Here is a 21002-nt window from a genome sequence, read left to right on the forward strand (position 1 = left end):
ATGTTTGCAGCGGGTTCGGTTCACGCCTTGGCGGGGACACCGATGTCGTCCAGCGCTTTGGCGATGTGGCCGACGGTGCGGTCCACGTTGTGCCATTTTTCCAGGCCGAACAGGCCGATGCGGAAGGTCTTGAAGTCCGGGCCTTCGTCGCACTGCAGGGGCACGCCCGAGGCGGTCTGCAGGCCGGCTTCCATGAACTTCTTGCCGCTCTGGATGCCGGGGTCGGTGGTGTAGCTGACGACCACGCCAGGGGCCTTCCAGCCCTCGGCCGCCACGCTGGGAAAGCCGCGCGACTCCAGCAGGGCGCGCACCTTGGCGCCCAGGGCGATCTGCTCGTCGCGCACCTTGGCGAAGCCGTAGGCGCGCGTCTCCAGCATCACGTCGCGCAGGCGGACCAGGGCGTCGGTGGGCATGGTGGTGTGGTAGGCGTGCTGGCCTTTTTCGTAGCCCTCGGCAATCTGCATCCACTTCTTGAGGTCGCAGGAGAAGCTGGAGCTTTGCGTGTTCTCGATGGCTTCGCGCGCGCGCTGCGAGAGCATGACCATGGCGCAGCACGGCGAGCTGCTCCAGCCCTTTTGCGGCGCACTGATCAGCACGTCCACGCCGGTCTTTTCCATGTCCACCCACATGGCGCCCGAGGCCACGCAGTCCAGCACGAAGAGCGCACCCACCTCGTGCGCGGCATCGGCCACGGCGCGCAGGTAGCTGTCGCTGAGGATGATGCCGCTGGCCGTCTCCACATGGGGCGCGAACACGACCTTGGGCTTCTCGGTGCGGATGGCGGCGGCCACGTCCTCGGCCGCGCAAGGCGCCCAGGGGTCCTGGCTGCCCGGGCCCTGGCGGCGGGCCTTGCAGACCACGGCGCCACCGCCCAGGCCGCCTTCCTCGAAGATCTGCGTCCAGCGGTAGCTGAACCAGCCGTTGCGCACGATGAGCACCTTTTCGCGATTGGCGAACTGGCGCGCCACGGCCTCCATGCCGAAGGTGCCGCTGCCCGGCACCAGCACGGCCGTGTGGGCGTGGTAGACCTCCTGCAGCGTGGTGAGGATGTCCTGCATCACGCCCGCGAAGCGCTTGGACATGTGGTTGAGCGCGCGGTCGGTGTAGACCACCGAGAATTCGAGCAGGCCGTCGGGATCGATATCGGGCAGAAGTCCGGGCATGGGAAGGTCTCCAGAGGCAGCGGGGCCCGCTTGAGCGGGCCCGCCATCGTGTTCGTCGAAAAGAGGATCAGCTTAGCACGCCGCCTGCAGCGTTTTCAGGGCCTACCAGGTGTCCACGAAGCCCGCCTGGGCGGGTGCCACGCGCGCCCCCGCCAGGCCGCGCGACAGCCAGGCGCGCGTGTCGGCGGGGTCGATGACGGCGTCGATCTCCAGCGTGCCGGCCATGTGCATGGCCTCGCCGTGGGCGTACTGCTGGGCCAGCAGCCGGTCGAACAGGGCGTTGCGTTCGGCGCCCTCGGGCAGGGCCTGCAGTTCCTTGCGAAAGCCCAGGCGCACGGCGCCTTCCAGACCCATGGCGCCGAACTCGCCCGTGGGCCAGGCCACGTTGAACACCGGCGCATGGAAGCTGCCCGCCGTCATGCCCATGGCCCCCAGGCCGTAGCCCTTGCGCAGCACCACGCTGAAATACGGCACGCGCAGCTTGGCCGCCGTGACGAACAGGCGGCTGACATGGCGCACCTGGGCGGTCTTCTCGATCTCGGGGCCGACCATGAAGCCCGGCGTGTCCACCAGGCTCACGATGGGCAGGCCATGGGCGTTGCACAGCTGCATGAAGCGCGCGGCCTTGTCGGCCGCATCGGCGTCGATGGCGCCGCCCAGGTGGGAGGGGTTGTTGGCCATCAGCCCCACGGGCCGGCCTTCGATGCGCGCCAGCGCCGTGTGGATGCCTGCGCCAAAGCCCGTGCGCAGCAGCAGCAGGCTGCCTTCGTCCACCAGATGCGCCATGGCCGCACGCGTGTCATAGGCACGCAGCCGGTTCTCGGGCACCACATGGCGCAGGGCGCGCGTGTCGGGCGCGGTCCACTCCGTGGTGCGGCCCTGGAAGAAGGACAGGTAGTGGCGCGCGGCGGCCACGGCTTCGGCCTCGTCCTCGACCAGCACGTCGATCACGCCATTGGCATGCTGCACGCTGCTGGGACCGATCTGCTCGGGCCGGAAGACGCCCAGCCCGCCGCCCTCGATCATGGCCGGCCCGCCCATGCCGATGCAGCTGGCGCGCGTGGCGATGATGACGTCGCTGCAGCCCAGCAGGGCTGCATTGCCCGCAAAGCAGCGGCCGTGTGCAATGCCGATCACCGGCACCTGGCCCGACAGTGCCGCATAGGCCGCGAAGGTGTGCACATGCAGGCCGGCGACCACGGGCGTGTCGGTATCGCCGGGCCGCCCGCCGCCGCCTTCGGCGAACAGCACCACGGGCAGCTTCTGGGCCAGCGCAATGCCCAGCATGCGGTCGGTCTTGGCATGGTTGCGCGCGCCCTGGGTGCCGGCCAGCACGGTGGCGTCATAGGCCATGACGACGGCGCGCGAGCGCTCCTGGCCGAACTGCGCGCCGCTGATGGAGCCCATGCCCGTGACCATGCCGTCGGCCGGCGTGTTGGCGATCAGGTCGTCCATGCTGCGTCGGCGCGTCTGCGCGGCAATGGCCAGCGCACCGTATTCGATGAAGCTGCCTGCGTCGCAAAGATCGGCGATGTTCTCGCGCGCGCTGCGGCCGCCCTGGGCATGGCGTTTGGCCATGGCCTCGGGCCGGGCGGTGTCCAGCGTGAAGGCATGGCGGTCGATGACGCGGCGCAGGTCGGCGCGGATGTGGTCCGGGTCCTGGGCGATCTGCTGCGCGCGTGCGTCGGCCTGCACGCCTTCGGCGGCGGCCAGCACCAGCAGGGGCTGGTCCTGGGCCACATAGGCACCGGCCTCGGCCAGCCGTTGGGTGATGGTGCCGGCCTGCGGCGCCAGCAGAACATGCTCCATCTTCATGGCTTCGAGCACGCCCAGTTCGGTGCCTGCGGCTACGACATCGCCCACGGCCACGCTCCACTGCACGATGCGCGCGGGCATGGGGGCCGTGATGGCGCCTTCGGGGACGGGCGCGCCAGCAGCCTCGTCCGCCACCGGAACATCGGCGGCCACAGCCGTGCGTTGCGCGCCTTCGGCCAGCGCCTGGGCGTCCGCCACCAATTCGGGAAGGGCCTCTTCGAGCCAGCGTGTGTGCACGGCCTGCGATGCCATCTCGGGCCGCCGGGCCAGCGCCTGCAGCAGCGGCAGGTTGGTGGCCAGCCCGTCGATGCGGCATTCGTCCAGCGCGCGACGTGCGCGTCGAAGCACGTCTTCAAAGCGCGACCCGCTGCTGTGCACGATGAGCTTGGCCAGCAGCGTGTCGTAGTGCGGCGAGGGGCTGGCGCCCGCCACCGCATGCGTGTCGATGCGGATGCCGGGCCCGGCCGGCCACTGCAGTGCGCCTATGCGCCCGCTGCCGGGGCGCGACTGGCCTGTGGCATCCAGCGTCTCGGCATTGATGCGCCACTGCATGGCATAGCCGCGCGGCGCGGGGGGTGTCTTGGCATCCAGGCCCAGCTCGCCCAGGTGATCGCCCGCCGCAATGCGGATCTGGGCCTGCACCAGGTCGATGCCGAAGACTTCCTCGGTGATGGTGTGCTCGACCTGCAGGCGCGGGTTGGCCTCGATGAAGACATAAGGCAGGGAGTCGGAGGAGGCATCGACCAGGAATTCGAAGGTGCCCAGGCTCTCGTAGCCGATCTCGGCGGCCATGCGCAGCGCGTCGCGCGTGATGCGCTCGCGCAGCGGCTGCGCCAGGCTGGGGCTGGGCGCGATCTCCACCAGCTTCTGGAAGCGCCGCTGCAGCGTGCATTCGCGCTCGCCCAGCGCGATGGGGGCGGCGCCGCCATCGCCCAGGATCTGTACCTCGATATGGCGCGCGCCCGTCATCAGACGCTCCACATAGACACCGTCCACGCCGAAGGCGGCGCGCGCCTCGCTGCGGCAGCGCTCGTAGGCAGCGGGCAGGTCCTCGGCACGCGCCACGGCGCGCATGCCGCGCCCGCCGCCGCCGCCGATGGCCTTGACCATGATGCCGCTGGCGCCCCCGGCCTGCTGCGCCTCGAAGAAGGCCTGGGCCTGTTCCAGCGTGACGGCCTCGCTGCTGCCCGGCATCAGCGGTACGCCGCAGCGGCGCGCCAGATCGCGTGCGCGGGCCTTGTCGCCCAGCAGCGCCAGGTGCTCCGGCGCGGGACCGATGAAGCGCAGTCCCGCATCGGCACAGGCCTGGGCAAAGCCGGCGTTCTCGCTGAGAAAGCCGTAGCCCGGATGGATGCCGTCGCAGCCGTGCTCGCGCGCAATGCGCAGCAGGTGGGCGCCGTCCAGGTAGGCCGAGGGGCCGCTGGCGTCCAGGGGCACGGCTGCATCGGCAGCGGATACATGGGGCGCCTGCGCATCGTCTGCGGCAAAGACGGCCAGGCTGGGCACACCCAGCTCGCGCAGCGCGCGCACGATGCGCAGCGCGATCTCGCCGCGGTTGGCAATCAGGATCTTCTGGAACATGGGTCTTCGGTCTTTCTCATTGATCGCGCAGCAAGCGACGCAGCACCTTGCCCGCTCCGGTGGCGGGCAGCGCCTCGATGAAACGCACCTCGCGCGGCGCCTTGTAGCTGGCCATGTTCTCGCGCGACCACTGCACCAGGTCCTCGGCCGCGATCTGCTGGCCCGGCCGCGTGACGATGAAGGCGCGCACGACCTCGCCCTTTTGCGGGTCGGGCACGCCGATCACGGCGGCCTGGGCCACGGCCGGATGCTTGATGAGGATGGCTTCCACCTCCTCGGGAAAGACGCTGTAGCCCGAGACCTTGATCATTTCCTTGAAGCGGCCGATGAAGGTCAGGTAGCCCTCGGCGTCCAAGCGGCCCATGTCGCCCGTGTGCACCCAGCCGTTCTTCAGGGTCCTGGCCGTGGCCTCGGGCTTGTTCCAGTAGCCCTTGAAGTTGCCGGGGCCGCGGATGGTGATCTCGCCCACTTCGCCGGCCGGCAGCGGCTCGCCGGTCTCGGGGTCGATGATGCGCACCTCGTTGCCGGGCAGCGGCTTGCCGTGCGTGCCCCAGCGGATGGCATCGCCGGGCATGGTGGTGTCCATGGTGTGGGTCTCGCTGAGGCCGTAGGCCGCCTCGCTGGAGATGCAGTTCGGGGTGAAGCGCCTCCACTGCCGCGCCAGCTCCTCGGTGTAGGCAATGCCGAAGCTGGTCACCGTGTTGCGGCGCAGCGCGGAAAAGTCCATGGCCTCCACGCCCGGCAGCTGCATCACGGCCACGTTCATGGGCGCGATGCTGTACCACCAGGTCACGCGGTAGCGCTCCAGGGCCTGGGCCACGGCCAGCGGGTCGAAGCGGTGCAGCAGCACGCAGGTGGCGCCGCTGTGCACGGGCATGTTCACGCCCATGGACATGCCGGCAATGTGATAGAGCGGCGCCACGGCCAGCAGCATGTCGCCGGCGTTCACGCCCGTGGCGCTGGAGGCGCCGGCCGTCTTGCTGGCCGCGTTGCCGTAGCTGAGCATGGCGCCCTTGGGCAGGCCCGTCGTGCCCGAGGTATAGGTCATCAGCGAGACATCGTCCATGGCGACATCGACGGGCACGGGCTTGGCGCCGCTGTGCATGACATCCCAGAACGATTCCACGCCCTCGGGCAGCGGCTGCACGGGGACCTGCAGTTCGGGCGGCAGCGCCAGCGTGGCCGATTCAGGAAGCCAGTCGCCATAGCGCACGGCCAGCACATGCCTGAGCGCCGTGCTGGCGCGCACCTTGTCCACCACGGGCAGCAGCACATCGGCCGCGACGATGACGCGGGCCTGGAGGTCATCGAGCTGGTATTGCAGCTCATGCTCCTTGTTCAGCGGCCCGCAGGGGCAGACGATGGCGCCGATCTTCTGGATGCCGTAGTGCGCCACGATGTACTGCGGGCAGTTGTTCATGAACAGCGCCACGGGCTCTCCCCGGCCCACGCCCAGCGCCTGCAGCCGCGCGGCAAAGGCGTCGCTGGCCGCATCCATCTCGGCCCAGCTGATGTGGCGGCCATACCAGATGTAGGCGTCGCGGCCGGGGTGGTTGCGCGCATTGCGGCGCAGGGCCTCATGCAGGGGAATGAGGGTCTCGGAATCCGCCATGCTTGTCTCCTGGGTGTCTGGCCATCCCGGAACCAGTCCTAAGGGATAGCCTTGATTTGTTTTGGGGTCCAGCGGCTTGCCAATATATACCCGCTGGTAGAACATTGCTACCCATCGGTATAACCATCGCAGCCACCGACGCGACACGAGATTTCCCGCATGCCCAAGCCCCCTGTCACCCCGCGCGGCCGCCAGCGCCTTCCCACGGCCGGCTCCGATGAAAAGCGCGAACGCATCCTCAAGGCGGCCGAGGCCCTGTTCGACCGCAACGGCTACGCCAACACCACGATGGAGCAGATCGTCCAGGCCCTGGGCGTAACCAAGCCCTTCGTCTACTACTACTTCCGCAACAAGCAGGAGATCTTCGAGACCCTGTGCTGGGCGCCCACCGAGGCCTGCTTCACGGTGCTGGACTTCGCAGCCGACGATCCGCGCGCCGCGCACGAGAAGGCCGTGGACGGCCTGCAGCGCCTGATCGCGGCCACCATTGCCCACTATCCGGCGGCCTTCTTTCCCTACCGCGAGCCCCAGGCGTTCAGCCCTGCATACATGAAGGCCTCGCGCACGCTGGCGCGCCAGTTCTACCGCCAGTTCTGCGCGCTGCTCGAAGAAGGCCGCGCCAGCGGCCACCTGGACTTTCGCGAGACACGCATCACCGCCCAGGCCGCCTGCAGCCTGCCGGGCTTTCTCTACAACTGGTACCGCCCCGGCGGCCGCCTGGGCACGGCCGAGATGGTGGCCGAGCTGACCGAGCTGGCCAGCCGCGTGCTGGGCCTGCGCACGGCGCCAGCCACCGCGCCCGAAGCCATTGCCGCATCCCCCGCGAAAAAGACGCCTGCACGGCGCAGCCGGCCCCGGGCCGAGCCGCCCGGCAAGGACTGACGACCATTCCTTCGAGGAGACAAGACATGCCGATCCGCCGCCATTGCATCCGACGATATTCCCAGCCATCCATGGCACTCGCCGCCGCCCTGCTGTGCAGCACGGCCGCCCACGCCCAGGGAACCGACAGCTTCAAGATTGCCTTCATCGACCCGCTGTCCGGCCCCTTCGTCAGCACGGGCGAGCTGATGCGCGACCACGTGCAGTACGCGGTCGAGGACGTGAACGCCAAGGGCGGTCTGTTCAACGGGGCGAAGCTGCAGCTGCTGCAGTTCGACAGCAAGCTCTCGGCCCAGGAAAGCCAGGCCGCGCTGCAGGCGGCCCTAGACCAGGGCGCGCGCGTGGTGGTGACCGGGGGATCGGGCTCGTCGGTGGTGGCAGCCCTGGTGCAGGCGGCCTCGCGCCACAACCAGCGCAATCCGGGCAAGGAGGTGCTGGTGCTCAACCATTCCTCCATCGACCCCGAGCTGACGGGCAAGGCCTGCAGCTTCTGGCATTTCATGTTCGATGCCAACACCGCCATGCGCATGCAGGCGATTGCCAGCTACATCAAGACCCAGCCCGGCATCCGCAAGGTCTACCTGCTCAACCAGGACTACGCCCACGGCAAGCAGTGGGCGGCCTACGGGCGCCAGATGGTGAGCGCGGCCCGGCCCGACATCCAGTTCACGGGCGAGATGCTGCACCCCATAGGCCGGGTCAAGGACTTCGCGCCCTATGTGGCCAAGATCAAGGAAACGGGTGCGGACTCGGTGATCACGGGCAACTGGGGGCAGGACCTGACCCTGCTGCTCAAGTCGGCGGCCGACTCGGGCTATGACCTGCGCTACTTCAACCACAGCGCCGGCGGCATGCCGGGCACGGTGACATCCTTCGCCCAGACCCGCATCGGCCAGCTGACCTGGGTGGCCGAATGGCACCCGGGCCAGGCCGGCCGCCCGCTGGCCGACGCCCGCGCCCAGGAATACAAGGCCCGCATGGGCAAGGACTTCCTGGCCCCGCGCATGGACCTGGTGCCGCGCATGCTGGCCGCCGCCATGGCCAAGGCACAGTCCACCGAACCTGTGAAGATCGCGCTGGCCCTGGAGGACCTGCAGATGGACACCGTGGTCGGCCCCGTGCGCATGCGCGGCAAGGACCACCAGCTGCTGCTGCCCCAGGTGGTCAACACCATCGCGCCCGTGGATGGCAAGCTGGTCAAGACCGGCTGGGAAGGCACGAACTACGGCTTTCGCACCGACGCCGTCTACACGCCCGAGCAGGTGGAGCTGCCCACGGACTGCCAGATGAAGCGGCCCGGCAGCCGCTGAGGCTGAGTATCCCGCCAGCTACGCCCCGCTCAGCGCGGGGCGTAGTTTCGTTGGCCGAAGATGCCGCTGCCCACGCGCACCATGGTCGATCCGGCGGCCACGGCCGCTTCCAGGTCGCCCGTCATCCCCATGGACACCGTGTCGAAGCGCTCCAGCCCCGGCAGGCCGCTGGCGCGGATCTGCGTGAACACGGCCGTGGCGCGGGCATGCACCTCGCGCTGGGCCTCGAAGCCCGGCACATCGTCGGGAATGCTCATCACGCCGCGCAGCACCAGGCGCGGCAGCTGCACGATGGCGGCGGCCAGCTCCAGCGCCTGCTGGGGCGCCACGCCGGCCTTGGTCTCGCCGCCATCCACGTTCAGCTGGATGCAGACCTGCAGCGGCGCCAGGCCCTCGGGGCGCTGGGCCGACAGGCGCTCGGCGATCTTCAGGCGGTCCACGGTCTGGGCCCAGTCGAAATGCTCGGCCACCAGGCGCGTCTTGTTGCTCTGGATGGGGCCTATGCAATGCCATTGCAGGGCCTCGCCGCCCGGCAGGCCCATGGCGCGCACGGCGGCGATCTTGTCCACGCCTTCCTGGATGTAGTTCTCGCCAAAGCTGCGCTCGCCGGCCAGCACGGCCTGGCGCACGGCGTCGGGGCCGAAGGTCTTGGAGACGGACAGCAACTGCACCGAGCCGGCCGCCCGGCCCGCCTGCGCGCAGGCCGAGGCAATCCGTTCGTGAATCTGTTGAAGCTTGTTTTCAATCGTCGTCATAATTGCCGCCAGCGTACCAAACGAGGGAGCGAACTCCGTGGACATCACCCAATTGCTGGCTTTCAGCGTCAAGAACAAGGCCTCCGACCTGCACCTGTCCGCGGGGCTTCCGCCGATGATCCGCGTGCACGGCGATGTGCGCCGCATCAATGTCGATCCGCTGGACCACAAGACTGTCCACGCCATGGTCTACGACATCATGAGCGACTCCCAGCGCAAGGCCTACGAGGAGTTCCTGGAGGTGGACTTCTCGTTCGAGATCGAGGGGCTGGCGCGCTTTCGTGTCAACGCCTTCAACCAGTACCGGGGCGCGGCCGCCGTCTTCCGTACCATTCCCAGCAAGATCCTGACGCTGGAGCAGCTCAACGCGCCGCGCATCTTCGCCGACCTGGCCCTGAAGCCGCGCGGCCTGGTGCTGGTGACCGGCCCCACGGGCTCGGGCAAGTCCACCACGCTGGCCGGCATGGTCAACCACCTCAACGAGACCGAGTACGGCCACATCCTGACGGTGGAGGACCCCATCGAATTCGTGCACGACTCCAAGAAGTGCCTGATCAACCAGCGCGAGGTCGGGCCGATGACGCAGTCGTTCTCGGCCGCCCTGCGCTCGGCGCTGCGCGAGGACCCGGACGCCATCCTGGTGGGCGAAATGCGTGACCTCGAAACCATCCGCCTGGCCATGACCGCGGCCGAGACGGGCCACCTGGTCTTCGGCACCCTGCACACCTCCAGCGCCGCCAAGACCATCGACCGCATCATCGACGTCTTCCCGGCCGAGGAAAAGGAGATGGTGCGCGCCATGCTTTCCGAATCGCTGCAGGCCGTGATCTCGCAGACGCTGTGCAAGACCAAGGACGGCCAGGGCCGCATCGCGGCCCACGAGATCATGCTGGGCACCAGCGCCATCCGCAACCTGATCCGCGAGGCCAAGGTGGCCCAGATGTACTCCACCATCCAGACGAGTCAGAATGTGGGCATGCAGACGCTGGACCAGAACCTGACCGATCTGGTGCGGCGCAACCTGATCAGCCCGGCCGAAGCGCGCGCCAAGGCCAAGATACCGGACAACTTCCCGGGCTGACCGCCACCGGCCCAGCCTCTCGCCACGCGCCATGAAAAGCATTTTCCGCAAGCTGCGAAGCGGCCAGGACCCTTCGGCCCCGGCCTCCGAGTCGGCCTTCTTCACGACCACGCTGGCGGCGCATGGCTTCATGGACCCGCACACGCCTCCCGTTCCCTGGGAGGCGCGCGCCATCGAGGTGGGCGCCACGCGGCTGCCGCGCGGCAGCGTCACCCAGCTGGAGCAGCTGTGGTCGCGCGACCGTTACCTGGGCCAGCTTGACGCCGCCAGCCTGCACCGGCTGAGCGAATACTTCATCTACGCGGCCGTGGCGCCGCAGCGCGACGTGATCCGCCAGGAGGAGAACGGCAGCTTCATGGCGGTGGTGCTGTCCGGCCAGATCGCCGTGGAGCGCCAGCAGCCCTGGGGCGAGCGCATGCGCCTGGCGCAGACACGGCCCGGCGACATCCTCGGCGAGATGTCGCTGCTCGACGGCGGGCCGCGCTTTTCCAGCTGCACCACGCTGACCGACTGCGAGATCGGCGTGCTCAGCGCCGAGGCGCTGGACGAAATGATGGTCAAGGATGCCGCGCTGGCCGCCAAGCTGATGGCGCTGCTGGCGCGCAAGCTCTCGTTCCGGCTGCGTGCCATCAGCGTGCGCCTGGGCGAGGAGCAGCACACTTAGATGGCGAATGAGTCGGCGAATGAGTCGAATATGAGGACGCCTGGCCCATCCGGGCCGGACCGGACCACCTGCACATAACAAAACAACCTGCGCGCCACGACGGCGCGCAATGCCCGGGGGAATACGGCAATGGAAAGAGATCAGGCCACCAAGTTCATCAACGACCTGCTCAAGCTCATGGTCAGCCGCAACGGCAGCGACTTGTTCATCACGGCGGAATTCCCGCCGGCGATCAAGATCGACGGGCGCATCACCAAGGTGTCGCCGCAGCCGCTGTCGCCGGTGCACACGCTGACGCTGGCGCGCTCCGTCATGAGCGACAAGCAGATCGCCGATTTCGAGCGCACCAAGGAGTGCAACTTCGCCATCTCGCCGCCGGGCATCGGGCGCTTTCGCGTCAACGCCTTCATCCAGCAGGGCCGCGTGGGCATGGTGATGCGGACGATTCCGCTGGCCCTGCCCACCATCGACAGCCTGGGCGTGCCCCAGGTGCTCAAGGAAGTGACCATGACCAAGCGCGGCCTGTGCATCCTGGTCGGCGCCACGGGCTCGGGCAAGTCCACCACGCTGGCCGCCATGGTGGACTGGCGCAACGAGAATTCCTACGGCCACATCGTGACCATCGAGGACCCCATCGAATTCGTGCACCCGCACAAGAACTGCGTGGTCACGCAGCGCGAGGTGGGCCTGGACACGGACAGCTGGGAAGCAGCGCTCAAGAACTCCCTGCGCCAGGCACCGGACGTGATCCTCATGGGCGAAATCCGGGACCGCGAGACCATGGAGCACGCCATCGCCTTCTCGGAAACCGGCCACCTGTGCCTGGCCACGCTGCACGCCAACAGCGCCAACCAGGCGCTGGACCGCATCGTCAACTTCTTCCCCGAAGAGCGCCGCCCGCAACTGCTGATGGACCTGTCGCTGAACCTGCGCGCCATGGTCTCCCAGCGCCTGCTGCCCAAGCAGGACAGCAAGGGGCGCGTGGCCGCCATCGAGGTGATGCTCAACTCGCCGCTGATCTCCGACCTGATCTTCAAGGGCGAAGTCACCGAGATCAAGGAGATCATGAAGAAAAGCCGCAACCTGGGCATGCAGACCTTCGACCAGGCGCTGTTCGACCTGTTCGAGTCCAACCTCATCACCTACGAGGATGCCCTGCGCAATGCGGACTCGGTCAACGACCTGCGGCTGCAGATCAAGCTGGGCAGCCAGCGCGCCAAGTCGCTGGACCTGGCGGCGGGCACCGAGCATTTCGCCATCGTCTGAACGCGCCTTCAGCGCGCCGAGCCGGGACACCGGCTCCTTCCAGGGCCGCACACCGCGCGCCCCTGCGCCACCCGCTCCCACCACCTCTCAGGAATCCCCCATGTCCGACTCCTCCATCGCCGCCCGCAGCTATGCGGCCATCGCTCCCCTCTCCGTAGCCTTCCTGGGGCTGGGCGTCATGGGCTATCCCATGGCCGGCCACCTGGCCACGGCAGGCCACCGCGTCACGGTCTACAACCGCACGCAGGCCAAGGCCCGCGCCTGGTGCGAGGAGTTCAACGGCGGCCATGCGGCCACGCCGCGCGAGGCCGTGGCCGGCGCCGACATCGTGTTCAGCTGCGTGGGCAATGACGATGACCTGCGCTCGGTCGTGCTGGGGCCGGACGGCGCCTTCGCGGGCATGCGCCGCGGCGCCATCTTTGCCGACCACACGACGGCATCGGCCGAAGTGGCGCGCGAGCTGCATGCGACCGGGCTGGAGCTGGGCCTGCAGTTCATCGACGCGCCCGTCTCGGGCGGCCAGGCGGGCGCCCAGAACGGCCAGCTCACCGTGATGTGCGGCGGTGACGAGGCCGCCTTCGCCACCATGCAGCCCGTGGCCATGGCCTTCTCGCGCGCCTGCACGCTGATGGGCGACAGCGGCGCCGGCCAGCTCACCAAGATGGTCAACCAGATCTGCATCGCAGGCCTGGTCCAGGGCCTGTCCGAGGCCATCGCCTTCGGCCAGCACGCGGGCCTGGACATTCCCGCCGTGCTCGACGTCATCGGCAAGGGCGCAGCCCAGAGCTGGCAGATGGACAATCGCGGCCGCACCATGGCCGAGGGCAAGTTCGACTTCGGCTTTGCCGTGGACTGGATGCGCAAGGACCTGGGCCTGGTGCTGGCCGAGGCACAGCGCAACGGCGCCCGCCTGCCCGTCACGGCCCTGGTGGACCAGTTCTATGCCGATGTGCAGCAGATGGGGGGCAGGCGCTGGGATACCTCCAGCCTCATCAAGAGGCTCACCCCCTGAGCGGCTTACGCCGCTTCCCCCTCTCTACTTGCTTCGCAAGGGAGGGGGACGACACCATCGCTGCGGGGCGGCCCTTGCTTGGTGTCCCTGGCTTTAGGCCCTGCCAGATTCAAGTGCTATGCCCTGAGGAACGAGATCTTCCTATGTCCAAAACAAAAAGCCGGAACATGTTCCGGCTTTTGCTTTCGGGCGGCAGTGATCACTTCACCGGGGTGACGGTGGCGCCCACGGGAGTGGACAGGCTGCTTTCCGTGGGGCTGGTGGGAGCGCTGGCTGCGGCGGCCTTGCCGGAGTCGTCGGTGACCACGGGGGCGGACTGCGGCTGCATGCGGGCCAGTTCGTCCTCGGAGATGACTTCCACCACGCGCACGACCTTGGTCACGTCGTTGATGCCGCGGGCGATCTCGGCGCCGCGCTTGGCTTCGCGCGGGGTGACGATGCCCATCAGGAAGACGACCTTGTTCTCGGTCACGACCTTGAAGGCCGAGGCCTGGATGTCCTTGGCGTCCAGCAGGCTGGCCTTGACCTGGGTGGTGATCAGGGTGTCCTTGGAACGCTGGCTCAGCGTGGAAGTGAAGGGCGCCACCACCACTTCGTTGAAGACATTGCGCACCGTGGGCTGCTCGCGCACGAGCTTCTCGATGGTCTGGCGGTCGGCCTCGTTGCCGGCCTCGCCGGTCAGCAGCACCTGGCGGTTGTAGCTGGTGACGTTGACATGGGCCTTGTCGCCCAGCACTTCGGAGATGCGGTTGTTGGCGCGCAGCTCGATGCCCTGGTCTTCCACCTGGGTGCCGGTGGTGCGGCGGTCCGCCACCGACATGCCGGCCATCACGGCGCTGCCACCCACCAGGGCGACGCAGCCCGACAGGGCGGCGCCCAGGGACGCAACGGCGAGCACACCGCAGGCGGCGCGGGACCAACGGAACTTCATAGAGGCATCTCCTGTTCACCAAGTAACTGGGCATCCACGCCGTCGCACAGGCAGTGCAGCACCAGCGTATGGGTTTCGCGCACGCGCGCCGCACGGTCGTGCGGCACGCAGATCAGAACATCGGTCTCGCGCACGCGGCCGGCCAGGGAGCCGCCCGTGCGGCCGGTCAGCACCACGGCCATCATGTCGCGCTCATGGGCGGCATCCAGGGCCTCCAGCACGGCCACGTCGTTGCCCGTGGCGGACAGCACCAGCAGCAGGTCGCCGGGCTGGCCCAGGGCGCGTATCTGGCGCGCCAGGTACTGGGTGGCGTTGCCGCCCGAGCCCGTGGCGCCCACGGTGCCCAGCAGGCCGCCGTCGGACACCAGGGCCACGGCGGCCAGCTCAGGCCGGTCGCGCTCGAAACCGGCCACGCACAGGGCGGCGAAGAGCTGGGCGTCGCTGGCCGAGGCGCCAGCGCCGCAGGCCAGGACCTTGCCGCCGCTGGTCACGCAGGCCAGCATGGCCTGTACCGCTGACGCAATGGGCTGGCTCAGCGCCTGGGCGGCCTGGTATTTCAGGTCGGCGCTGTCGATGAAATGCTGTTGGATACGTTGCTCAAGCATGGAGGCCCGATGATAACTGCCGCCCCTGAAGTCTTTCGTAGCCAGGCGTTATTTGTGCTGCAGCGGTAACGGATCAGGCGCCTTCGGCATCAAAGGCGGCCTGCAGCCACTGCACGGCAGGCCCGGCTCCGGGCTCGACCAGCACCACGTCGAAGCGGCACGGCGGCGGCGCGGCCCATCGCATCAGGTAGTGGCGCGCGGCAAACACGATGCGCCGCTGCTTGGTGGCGCCTATGCTGGCGCCGGCACCGCCGAAGGCGCGCGTGCCGCGGCTGCGCACCTCGACGAAGACCACGGTGCCGTCGCGCGCCTGCACGATGAGGTCGATCTCGCCGCCGCCGCGGCCCGGCGTCCGATAATTGCGCTCGACCAGACGCAGGCCGGCAGCCTGCAGATGGGCCAGCGCCGCGTCCTCGGCCTGCTGGCCCCGATGCCGGGTCGTGAGGGCAGACGGCCCCGCGCCTGCCGGCTTTTTCGCAAGGAAACCCATTGACTACCTCTTTCGCCACCGCGCTGGGCGCAGCCAAGGATGCTGCGGCATCCCAGCATTATCCGCAGGGAGCCCTCTACGTGGTGGCCACTCCCATCGGCAACCTGGCCGACATCAGCCTGCGCGCCCTGCATGTGCTGCAGCTGGTGGACTGCGTAGCCTGCGAGGACACGCGGCACACGCAGGGCCTGCTGCGTTCCTATGGACTGGACCGGCCCGGCAGCCAGCTGCTGGCCGTGCACCAGCACAACGAGGCCGAGGCGGCCCAGCAGATCGTGGCGCGGCTGCAGCAGGGCCAGCGCATCGCCTATGTCAGCGATGCGGGCACGCCCGGCGTCAGCGACCCCGGCGCACGCCTGTGCGCCGCCGTGCAGGCCGCAGGCCTGCGCTGCATTCCGCTGCCCGGCGCCAGCAGCATCACGGCCGCCATCAGCGTGGCCGGTGCGGTCACGCCTTCGCAGGGCGAGGGAGGGTTCGTCTTCGCAGGCTTTCTGCCCACCAAGTCGGCCGAGCGTCTGGCCGCCGTGCAGCAACTGGCCCTGCAGCCGCGCTGCACCGTGCTGCTGGAGGCGCCCCACCGCATTGCCGACCTGGCCACCGCCCTGGCCACGCTGGGCGAGCGCCCGGTGACGCTGGCACGAGAGATCACCAAGCAGTTCGAGGACATTGCCACCATGCCCGCCAGCGCGCTGCCGGCCTGGCTGCAGGCCGTGCCCCAGCGCAGCAAGGGCGAGTTCGCCGTGGTGCTGCACCCGGTGGCCCTGGGTGGCGATGAGGCCGACGCCGACGCCCTGCGCGTGCTGCGCCTGCTGCTGGCCGAGCTGCCCACCAAGACGGCCGTGCGCCTGGCCGCCGAGATCACGGGCGCACCGCGCAACCGCCTCTATGACGCCGCGCTGGCGATCAAGCAGGCCGCCGAGGAGGACCCGATAGAGGATTAAGCCCAAGGCGGCAGCACCACAGTGGCCTTCACACTCAGGGACACCGAGCAAGGGCCTACGCCGGCCGCGCCGCCCCGCCGCGAGGGTGTCGCCGGTTGCCCGTACGCCCCCCGCGTAGCGAGAGGGGGCGCCGTGCAACGGGAAGCGGCGCAGCCGCTCAGGGGGACTTATGCGTACGCCAGGCCGGTGGCCACGCCACCGAACAGGTCGCCCTCGACCTGCGGCACGCCGGGGAAGGCCTCGCGCAGCGCATCGCGCAGCGTGCGCAGGGCCGACGAGCCGCCCGTGAGGTAGATGGCGTCCAGCGCCTGGGGCGCCACGCCGGCCAGGCGCAGGCAATCCTGGGCGCAGGCCACGACCTGTTGCAGCGGGCCTTGCAGCTGCTCGTGCAGCACCTCGGGCGAGATGGCGGCGGACAGGCCCGATTCCAGCCAGCCCAGCTCGATGGGCGACTCGGCATGGCGCGTGGAAGCCTCGATCTTGGCCTGCTCCACGACGGCGGCCAGGCGGTGGCCTTCGCGCAGTTCCAGCACGTCCATCAGGCGCTTGTGCAGGCGCTGGTCGCTGTAGTCGGTGCGCAGGTTGCGCGCCTCGGCCAGGGCCTTGGGCGAGTACAGCCACTGGATCAGGTGCCAGGTCGAGAGGTCGAAGAACACGCGGCTGGGCACTTCGCGGCCGCTGGGGCCGGTGTGGCGGTAGCCCAGCAGCGGCATGATCTGGGCCAGGTTGAGCCGGTGGTCGAAGTCCGTGCCGCCGATGTGCACGCCGCTGGTGGCCAGGATGTCGTCGCGGCGGTCGCGGCGGCCGGCCTGCTCGGGCCCCAGGCGCACGACGGTGAAGTCGGAGGTACCGCCGCCGATGTCCACCACCAGCACCACGGATTCCTGCGTGAGGCGCTGCTCGTAGTCCAGCGCGGCGGCGATGGGCTCCATCTGGAAATCCACTTCGCCCAGGCCTGCGGCGCGCGCGGCGTCGGCCAGGGCCTGCTGGGCCTGGCGGTCGCGCTCGGGATGGTCATCCACGAAGTGCACGGGCCGGCCCAGCACCACGCGCTCGGGCAGGCGCCCGTCCAGCGAGGCACGCGCCCGGTCGGCCACGCGGCGAAGGAACAGTCCGATCACATCCTGGTAGCTGACCAGCTGGTCGTGCACGGCCGTCTTTTCCTGCAGCAGCGCGCTGCCCAGCAGGCTCTTGAGCGAGCGCATGAGCCGGCCCGGCTCGCCATCCAGGTACTGGGCCATGGCGTCGCGCCCGAAATGCGTGCTGTGCTCATCCGTATGGAAGAACAGCGCCGTGGGCATGCCGCAGGCATCGCCTTCCAGCGGCAGCAGGCGTGCGGGCTGGCCGGGCACGCGCCAAGCCATGGCGGAGTTGGAGGTACCGAAATCTATGCCCAGCGTGGCAGGAGAGGAAGCAGTCGTCATGGCAAGCGGCGCCGCGCCACGGCAGCCTGCGAAGGCTGCAGCGGCTGCAACGAAAACGCCCACCGGAGTGGGCATGGGTGTCAGCGGGGCGCCATTCTATCGCCCGCGCATTGCGCCTAGGCGGCAGCGGTTTCCCGGGGCAGGGAATCCTGGGCGAGCACAATGCGCACGCCATGCGTGGCGGCCTCGTCCAGTGCCCGTGCAGGCGCAGTCCGCCGCACGTCCAGCCCGATCGCATAAGGGCCTTCGCCGCGCGTGGCCAGCCGGTGGCCCAGGGCGCCCGTGGCCACGCCCTGGGCTGGGGCAGACAGCACCAGCTCGGTGGCGCCCGGCCCCGTGCCCCCCAGCTTCAGCGAGGCGCGGTAGGCGCCGCCATCGGCCGACAGACGGGCCTCGCCGATGTCGGCGCCCTCGCCCAGCAGCGCGCGCCAGCGCGCCAGGCTGGCCCGCAGGTCATGCACGGCCACGTGCAGCCGGGCCACGCCGGTGGCGCCGTTGGCATGCACGCGCGCATCGCCCTCAGGCACGCGCAGGGCGCGCGGCGTGAGGTCGCCGCAGAGAAAGGGCAGGTCCTGGCTGCGGGCGCGTGCGTTACGCCAGCGCAGCTGCGCGCCGTCGGGGCGCAGGCGGCCGCCTTCGTAGGGCGCCTCGTAGTCCAGGCCGCGCGCCTGGGCGGCGGAAACCACGGCGCCGGTCTCGGTGGGCAGCAGCGCGAAATCGACAATGCCCTCGCCATGGCGCTGCAGCTGCTGCCACCAGCGCTCCTCGGGCGCGGGCGCTCGCCAGGCGATGAGTTCGAAGTAGGCGCCGTCGGCAAACACCACCAGGGCGTTGTGCGTGGAACGGCCCGGGTGCTCGCCGCCGCGCAGCACGTTGAAGCCCAGCGCGGTGTAGTCGGCAATGGTGCGTTCCAGGTCCTGGACCGCGATGACGATGTGGTCGAGTGGCAGGGTCATGGCAGAGGTGCTTTCCGCACGGTGTTCAGGCTGCCAGGCGCGCGGCGGCGCTGGAGTCGGTGTGGCGCACTTCGGCGCGGATGTTCTGCGGATTGCGCAGCAGGTTGAGGATGGGGCAGGTGCGCTCCACGGCCTCGAACAGCGCATCGATGTCGGCGCGGCTGGCGGGCGAGTCGATGTGCACGGTGTAGCCGATCTCATGCGGCCAGATGGGCGTGGCCTCGTGGCCGGGCTTGCCGCCGCGCGGATCGATGATGCCCGTGACCTCGACCTCCAGGCTCTCCACGGGCACCTGGCGCTCGGCCGCCTGGATCAGAAAGATGTGGGTGACGCAGGTGCCCAGCACGCCCAGCTGCAGCTCGGGCGAGCTGGGGCCGAGGTTGTAGCCCGCGAAGTCGGGCGGGCTGTCGCTGATGACCTGGTGCTCGCGTATGCGCAGGCGGCGCACGCCGCTGCGGCCCTCGGCGCGCACATGGGCCTTGAGGTGGGCGGGCTGGGCCGTGCCGGCCGCGACGGCGGCGCTGCGGGCGAGCACGGCGGCGCGTTTTTCGGCGAGGTATTCGTTGAGATGGCTCATGGACGGGCTTTCGGTGAAGGAAGTACCAGCCCATTGTTGGGACCGCCGCATGCGCGGCAAACAAACGAATCCGTCTGCGCTTATGCACTGGGCAGATATGTGGGGGGCTCCCATCCCTTAGTCGTTTTCCAAATAACGATGCAACTCGATATATGAGCGCAAATATTTGGCATCGATAGCATGAAAAACATGGAGCCGGTCCTGTGGCCGGCAGTCTTGTTTTTCAGCGCCCCAGCGGCGGCGAGGTACGAACGTGTTTTCCCAATCGAAGGCGGGTCAGGTGGCATGGAAGGCCGCGATAGCGGTATTGGCGGGCAGCAGCCTGCTGCTGGCGGCGTGCTCCAGGCAGGCCGATACGGCCCAGGCGGGCGCGGCTGCTGGGCCCGTGGAAGGCGGCACCCTGGTCTACCTGGAGCAGCAGGCCCATACCAACCTCTATCCGCCGGCCGGGGGCTTCTATCCCAACGGCGGCGTGCTCAACCAGATCACCGACAAGCTGACCTACCAGGACCCGAAGACGCTGGAGATCCAGCCCTGGATCGCCGAGTCCTGGACCGTGAATGCCGACGCCACCGAGTACCGCTTCAAGCTGCGCCCCGGCGTCACCTTCTCGGACGGCACGCCGCTGGACGCAGCGGCCGTGGCGCGCAACTTCGACACCTATGGCCTGGGCAACAAGGCGCTCAAGCAGCCGGTGTCCGAGGTGATCAACAACTACGAGCGCAGCGAGGTGGTCGACCCGCTGACGGTGAAGTTCTTCTTCAGGAAGCCTTCGCCGGGCTTTCTGCAGGGCACTTCGGTGATCGGCTCGGGCCTGGTCTCGCCGGCCACGCTGGACCGCCCCTTCGAGGAGCTGGGCGACGCCACGCGCATCATCGGCTCCGGCCCCTTCGTGGTGGCCAGCGAGACGCTGGGCAAGGAGCTGGTGCTCAAGGTGCGCAAGGACTACGCCTGGGGTCCCGCCAAGCTGGCCCACCAGGGCCGCGCGCGGCTGGACGAGGTGAAGTTCATCGTCACGCCCGAGGACAGCGTGCGCATCGGCGCGCTGCTGGCCGGCCAGGCCGGGCTGATCCGCCAGATCCAGGCCTATGACGAAAAGCGCGTCGAGGACCAGAAGTTCAACATCTACGCCCCGCCCACGCGCGGCGTGAACAACAGCGTGGCCATCCGCCCCGACAACGCCCTGGTGGCCGATCTGAAGGTACGCCAGGCCCTGTTGCACGGCACCAATGCCAAGGAGATCGTGGAGACGCTGTTCTCGCCGCGCTATCCGCAGGCGCGCTCGGTGATTGCCTCCACTGCGGCCGGCTTCGTGGACCTGTCGGCCAAGCTGGCCTATGACGAGGCCAAGGCGAAACAGCTGCTGGACGAGGCCGGCTGGACGCTGGGCGCCAACGGCCTGCGCCAGAAGGACGGCCGCGATTTCGTGCTCTCCACCTACGAGTCCCTGCCCCAGCCGCAGAACAAGGAGACGCTGCAGCTCGTGGCCCAGCAGTGGGCGCGCATCGGCGTCAAGCTCAACGTGCTGTCGGGCGACGCGGGCAGCCGCGCCGTGGACACGCTGGACCCCGACAAGACCGGCGTGCTGCCCGGCATGGTGGGCCGCGCCGATCCCGACGTGATCAAGAGCAACTACTACCCGACCAACCGCAACGTGCTGCTGCAAAAAGGCGGCGTGAGCCAGAAGGTCAAGTCCTTCGAGGACACCAGGCTCAACGGCCTGTTCGACGCCATCGCGGCCGAGACCGATGCCGCCAGGCGCCTGGCGCTGGCCGGCGAAGTGCAGAACTACCTGATCGACCAGGCCTATGTGATCCCCATCTTCGAGGAACCCCAGGCCTTTGCGGGCGCAGGCTGGGTGCGCGACGTGGGCTTCGAGGCCGTGGGCCGGCCCAGCTTCTACAGCACCTGGCTGGCCAGGCGCTGACCGGAACGCT

At 69.0% G+C, this 21002-nt stretch carries 18 protein-coding genes; 8 read left to right on the plus strand and 10 right to left on the minus strand.

Translation table 11 applies throughout. The features are described from left to right. Positions 1-20: 20 nt before the first annotated feature. The 3 genes from AC5I49_RS19695 to AC5I49_RS19705 form a co-directional block, all read right to left on the minus strand. Positions 21-1163, minus strand: a complete 1143-nt coding sequence (locus AC5I49_RS19695) for a pyridoxal-phosphate-dependent aminotransferase family protein (protein WP_267178252.1) — start codon at positions 1161-1163, stop codon at positions 21-23. A 102-nt stretch (positions 1164-1265) separates the two neighbouring features. Next, entirely contained in the window at positions 1266-4559 is a 3294-nt protein-coding gene (locus tag AC5I49_RS19700; protein WP_495789778.1) for a carboxyl transferase domain-containing protein, read from the minus strand. A gap of 16 nt (positions 4560-4575) precedes the next feature. Then, entirely contained in the window at positions 4576-6171 is a 1596-nt protein-coding gene (locus AC5I49_RS19705; RefSeq protein ID WP_495789779.1) for an AMP-binding protein, read from the minus strand. 159 nt (positions 6172-6330) lie between these two features. Here AC5I49_RS19705 and AC5I49_RS19710 point away from each other — a divergent pair, with 159 nt between their 5' ends. Together AC5I49_RS19710 and AC5I49_RS19715 are read left to right on the plus strand one after the other, a co-directional pair. After that, entirely contained in the window at positions 6331-7053 is a 723-nt protein-coding gene (locus tag AC5I49_RS19710; protein ID WP_016446678.1) for a TetR/AcrR family transcriptional regulator, read from the plus strand. Positions 7054-7079: 26 nt separating this feature from the next. Next, positions 7080-8363, plus strand: a complete 1284-nt coding sequence (locus tag AC5I49_RS19715) for a branched-chain amino acid ABC transporter substrate-binding protein (RefSeq protein ID WP_074920773.1) — start codon at positions 7080-7082, stop codon at positions 8361-8363. 29 nt (positions 8364-8392) lie between these two features. Here AC5I49_RS19715 and AC5I49_RS19720 read toward each other — a convergent pair whose 3' ends face one another. After that, positions 8393-9118: a YggS family pyridoxal phosphate-dependent enzyme gene (locus AC5I49_RS19720; protein WP_374006253.1), complete on the minus strand. Its 726-nt coding sequence runs from the start codon at positions 9116-9118 to the stop codon at positions 8393-8395. Between the two features lie 37 nt (positions 9119-9155). Here AC5I49_RS19720 and AC5I49_RS19725 point away from each other — a divergent pair, with 37 nt between their 5' ends. From AC5I49_RS19725 to AC5I49_RS19740, 4 genes are all read left to right on the plus strand, one after another. After that, entirely contained in the window at positions 9156-10199 is a 1044-nt protein-coding gene (locus AC5I49_RS19725) for a type IV pilus twitching motility protein PilT (protein ID WP_016450723.1), read from the plus strand. 31 nt (positions 10200-10230) lie between these two features. Continuing rightward, entirely contained in the window at positions 10231-10863 is a 633-nt protein-coding gene (locus tag AC5I49_RS19730) for a cyclic nucleotide-binding domain-containing protein (protein ID WP_016450724.1), read from the plus strand. 129 nt (positions 10864-10992) lie between these two features. Next, positions 10993-12129, plus strand: coding sequence for a PilT/PilU family type 4a pilus ATPase (locus AC5I49_RS19735; RefSeq protein ID WP_016450725.1), 1137 nt, complete (start codon positions 10993-10995; stop codon positions 12127-12129). A gap of 100 nt (positions 12130-12229) precedes the next feature. Further along, positions 12230-13141 (plus strand): NAD(P)-dependent oxidoreductase, encoded by a 912-nt coding sequence (locus tag AC5I49_RS19740; protein ID WP_495789780.1) that lies wholly within the window; start codon positions 12230-12232, stop codon positions 13139-13141. A 199-nt stretch (positions 13142-13340) separates the two neighbouring features. Here AC5I49_RS19740 and AC5I49_RS19745 read toward each other — a convergent pair whose 3' ends face one another. The 3 genes from AC5I49_RS19745 to AC5I49_RS19755 form a co-directional block, all read right to left on the minus strand. Then, entirely contained in the window at positions 13341-14072 is a 732-nt protein-coding gene (locus tag AC5I49_RS19745; protein ID WP_473042324.1) for a BON domain-containing protein, read from the minus strand. After that, on the minus strand, positions 14069-14677 hold the full coding sequence (locus AC5I49_RS19750) for an SIS domain-containing protein (protein WP_016451992.1): 609 nt from the start codon (positions 14675-14677) through the stop codon (positions 14069-14071). The genes AC5I49_RS19745 and AC5I49_RS19750 overlap by 4 nt, the downstream gene beginning before the upstream one ends. 73 nt (positions 14678-14750) lie before the next feature. Then, complete coding sequence (locus tag AC5I49_RS19755; RefSeq protein WP_016450729.1) at positions 14751-15167, minus strand: YraN family protein; 417 nt, start codon at positions 15165-15167, stop codon at positions 14751-14753. Here AC5I49_RS19755 and rsmI point away from each other — a divergent pair. Further along, entirely contained in the window at positions 15167-16108 is a 942-nt protein-coding gene (rsmI, locus tag AC5I49_RS19760; RefSeq protein ID WP_495789781.1) for a 16S rRNA (cytidine(1402)-2'-O)-methyltransferase, read from the plus strand. The genes AC5I49_RS19755 and rsmI overlap by 1 nt on opposite strands. Positions 16109-16275: 167 nt before the next feature. Here the strand turns inward: rsmI and AC5I49_RS19765 are convergent, their stop codons facing one another. The 3 genes from AC5I49_RS19765 to AC5I49_RS19775 all read right to left on the minus strand — a co-directional run bounded on the left by AC5I49_RS19765 (position 16276) and on the right by AC5I49_RS19775 (position 19065). Continuing rightward, positions 16276-17532, minus strand: coding sequence for an Hsp70 family protein (locus AC5I49_RS19765; RefSeq protein WP_016451995.1), 1257 nt, complete (start codon positions 17530-17532; stop codon positions 16276-16278). 116 nt (positions 17533-17648) lie between these two features. Further along, positions 17649-18488, minus strand: a complete 840-nt coding sequence (locus tag AC5I49_RS19770; protein WP_160851578.1) for a VOC family protein — start codon at positions 18486-18488, stop codon at positions 17649-17651. Positions 18489-18513: 25 nt separating this feature from the next. Next, complete coding sequence (locus AC5I49_RS19775; protein WP_096914765.1) at positions 18514-19065, minus strand: OsmC family protein; 552 nt, start codon at positions 19063-19065, stop codon at positions 18514-18516. Between the two features lie 253 nt (positions 19066-19318). On the opposite strand from AC5I49_RS19775, the gene AC5I49_RS19780 reads away from it, so the two are divergent. Further along, positions 19319-20992, plus strand: coding sequence for a TIGR04028 family ABC transporter substrate-binding protein (locus tag AC5I49_RS19780; RefSeq protein ID WP_495789782.1), 1674 nt, complete (start codon positions 19319-19321; stop codon positions 20990-20992). The last annotated feature ends 10 nt before the right edge of the window (positions 20993-21002 follow it).

This window comes from Delftia sp., from assembly GCF_059499305.1.

What these genes read in the sequence shown, in the direction of transcription:
- AC5I49_RS19695 (WP_267178252.1), bottom strand. Translation starts at nt 1,163, where the DNA reads ATGCCCGGACTTCTGCCCGATATCGATCCCGACGGCCTGCTCGAATTC.
- AC5I49_RS19700 (WP_495789778.1), bottom strand. Translation starts at nt 4,559, where the DNA reads ATGTTCCAGAAGATCCTGATTGCCAACCGCGGCGAGATCGCGCTGCGC.
- AC5I49_RS19705 (WP_495789779.1), bottom strand. Translation starts at nt 6,171, where the DNA reads ATGGCGGATTCCGAGACCCTCATTCCCCTGCATGAGGCCCTGCGCCGC.
- AC5I49_RS19710 (WP_016446678.1), top strand. Translation starts at nt 6,331, where the DNA reads ATGCCCAAGCCCCCTGTCACCCCGCGCGGCCGCCAGCGCCTTCCCACG.
- AC5I49_RS19715 (WP_074920773.1), top strand. Translation starts at nt 7,080, where the DNA reads ATGCCGATCCGCCGCCATTGCATCCGACGATATTCCCAGCCATCCATG.
- AC5I49_RS19720 (WP_374006253.1), bottom strand. Translation starts at nt 9,118, where the DNA reads ATGACGACGATTGAAAACAAGCTTCAACAGATTCACGAACGGATTGCC.
- AC5I49_RS19730 (WP_016450724.1), top strand. Translation starts at nt 10,231, where the DNA reads ATGAAAAGCATTTTCCGCAAGCTGCGAAGCGGCCAGGACCCTTCGGCC.
- AC5I49_RS19735 (WP_016450725.1), top strand. Translation starts at nt 10,993, where the DNA reads ATGGAAAGAGATCAGGCCACCAAGTTCATCAACGACCTGCTCAAGCTC.
- AC5I49_RS19740 (WP_495789780.1), top strand. Translation starts at nt 12,230, where the DNA reads ATGTCCGACTCCTCCATCGCCGCCCGCAGCTATGCGGCCATCGCTCCC.
- AC5I49_RS19745 (WP_473042324.1), bottom strand. Translation starts at nt 14,072, where the DNA reads ATGAAGTTCCGTTGGTCCCGCGCCGCCTGCGGTGTGCTCGCCGTTGCG.
- AC5I49_RS19750 (WP_016451992.1), bottom strand. Translation starts at nt 14,677, where the DNA reads ATGCTTGAGCAACGTATCCAACAGCATTTCATCGACAGCGCCGACCTG.
- AC5I49_RS19755 (WP_016450729.1), bottom strand. Translation starts at nt 15,167, where the DNA reads ATGGGTTTCCTTGCGAAAAAGCCGGCAGGCGCGGGGCCGTCTGCCCTC.
- AC5I49_RS19765 (WP_016451995.1), bottom strand. Translation starts at nt 17,532, where the DNA reads ATGACGACTGCTTCCTCTCCTGCCACGCTGGGCATAGATTTCGGTACC.
- AC5I49_RS19770 (WP_160851578.1), bottom strand. Translation starts at nt 18,488, where the DNA reads ATGACCCTGCCACTCGACCACATCGTCATCGCGGTCCAGGACCTGGAA.
- AC5I49_RS19775 (WP_096914765.1), bottom strand. Translation starts at nt 19,065, where the DNA reads ATGAGCCATCTCAACGAATACCTCGCCGAAAAACGCGCCGCCGTGCTC.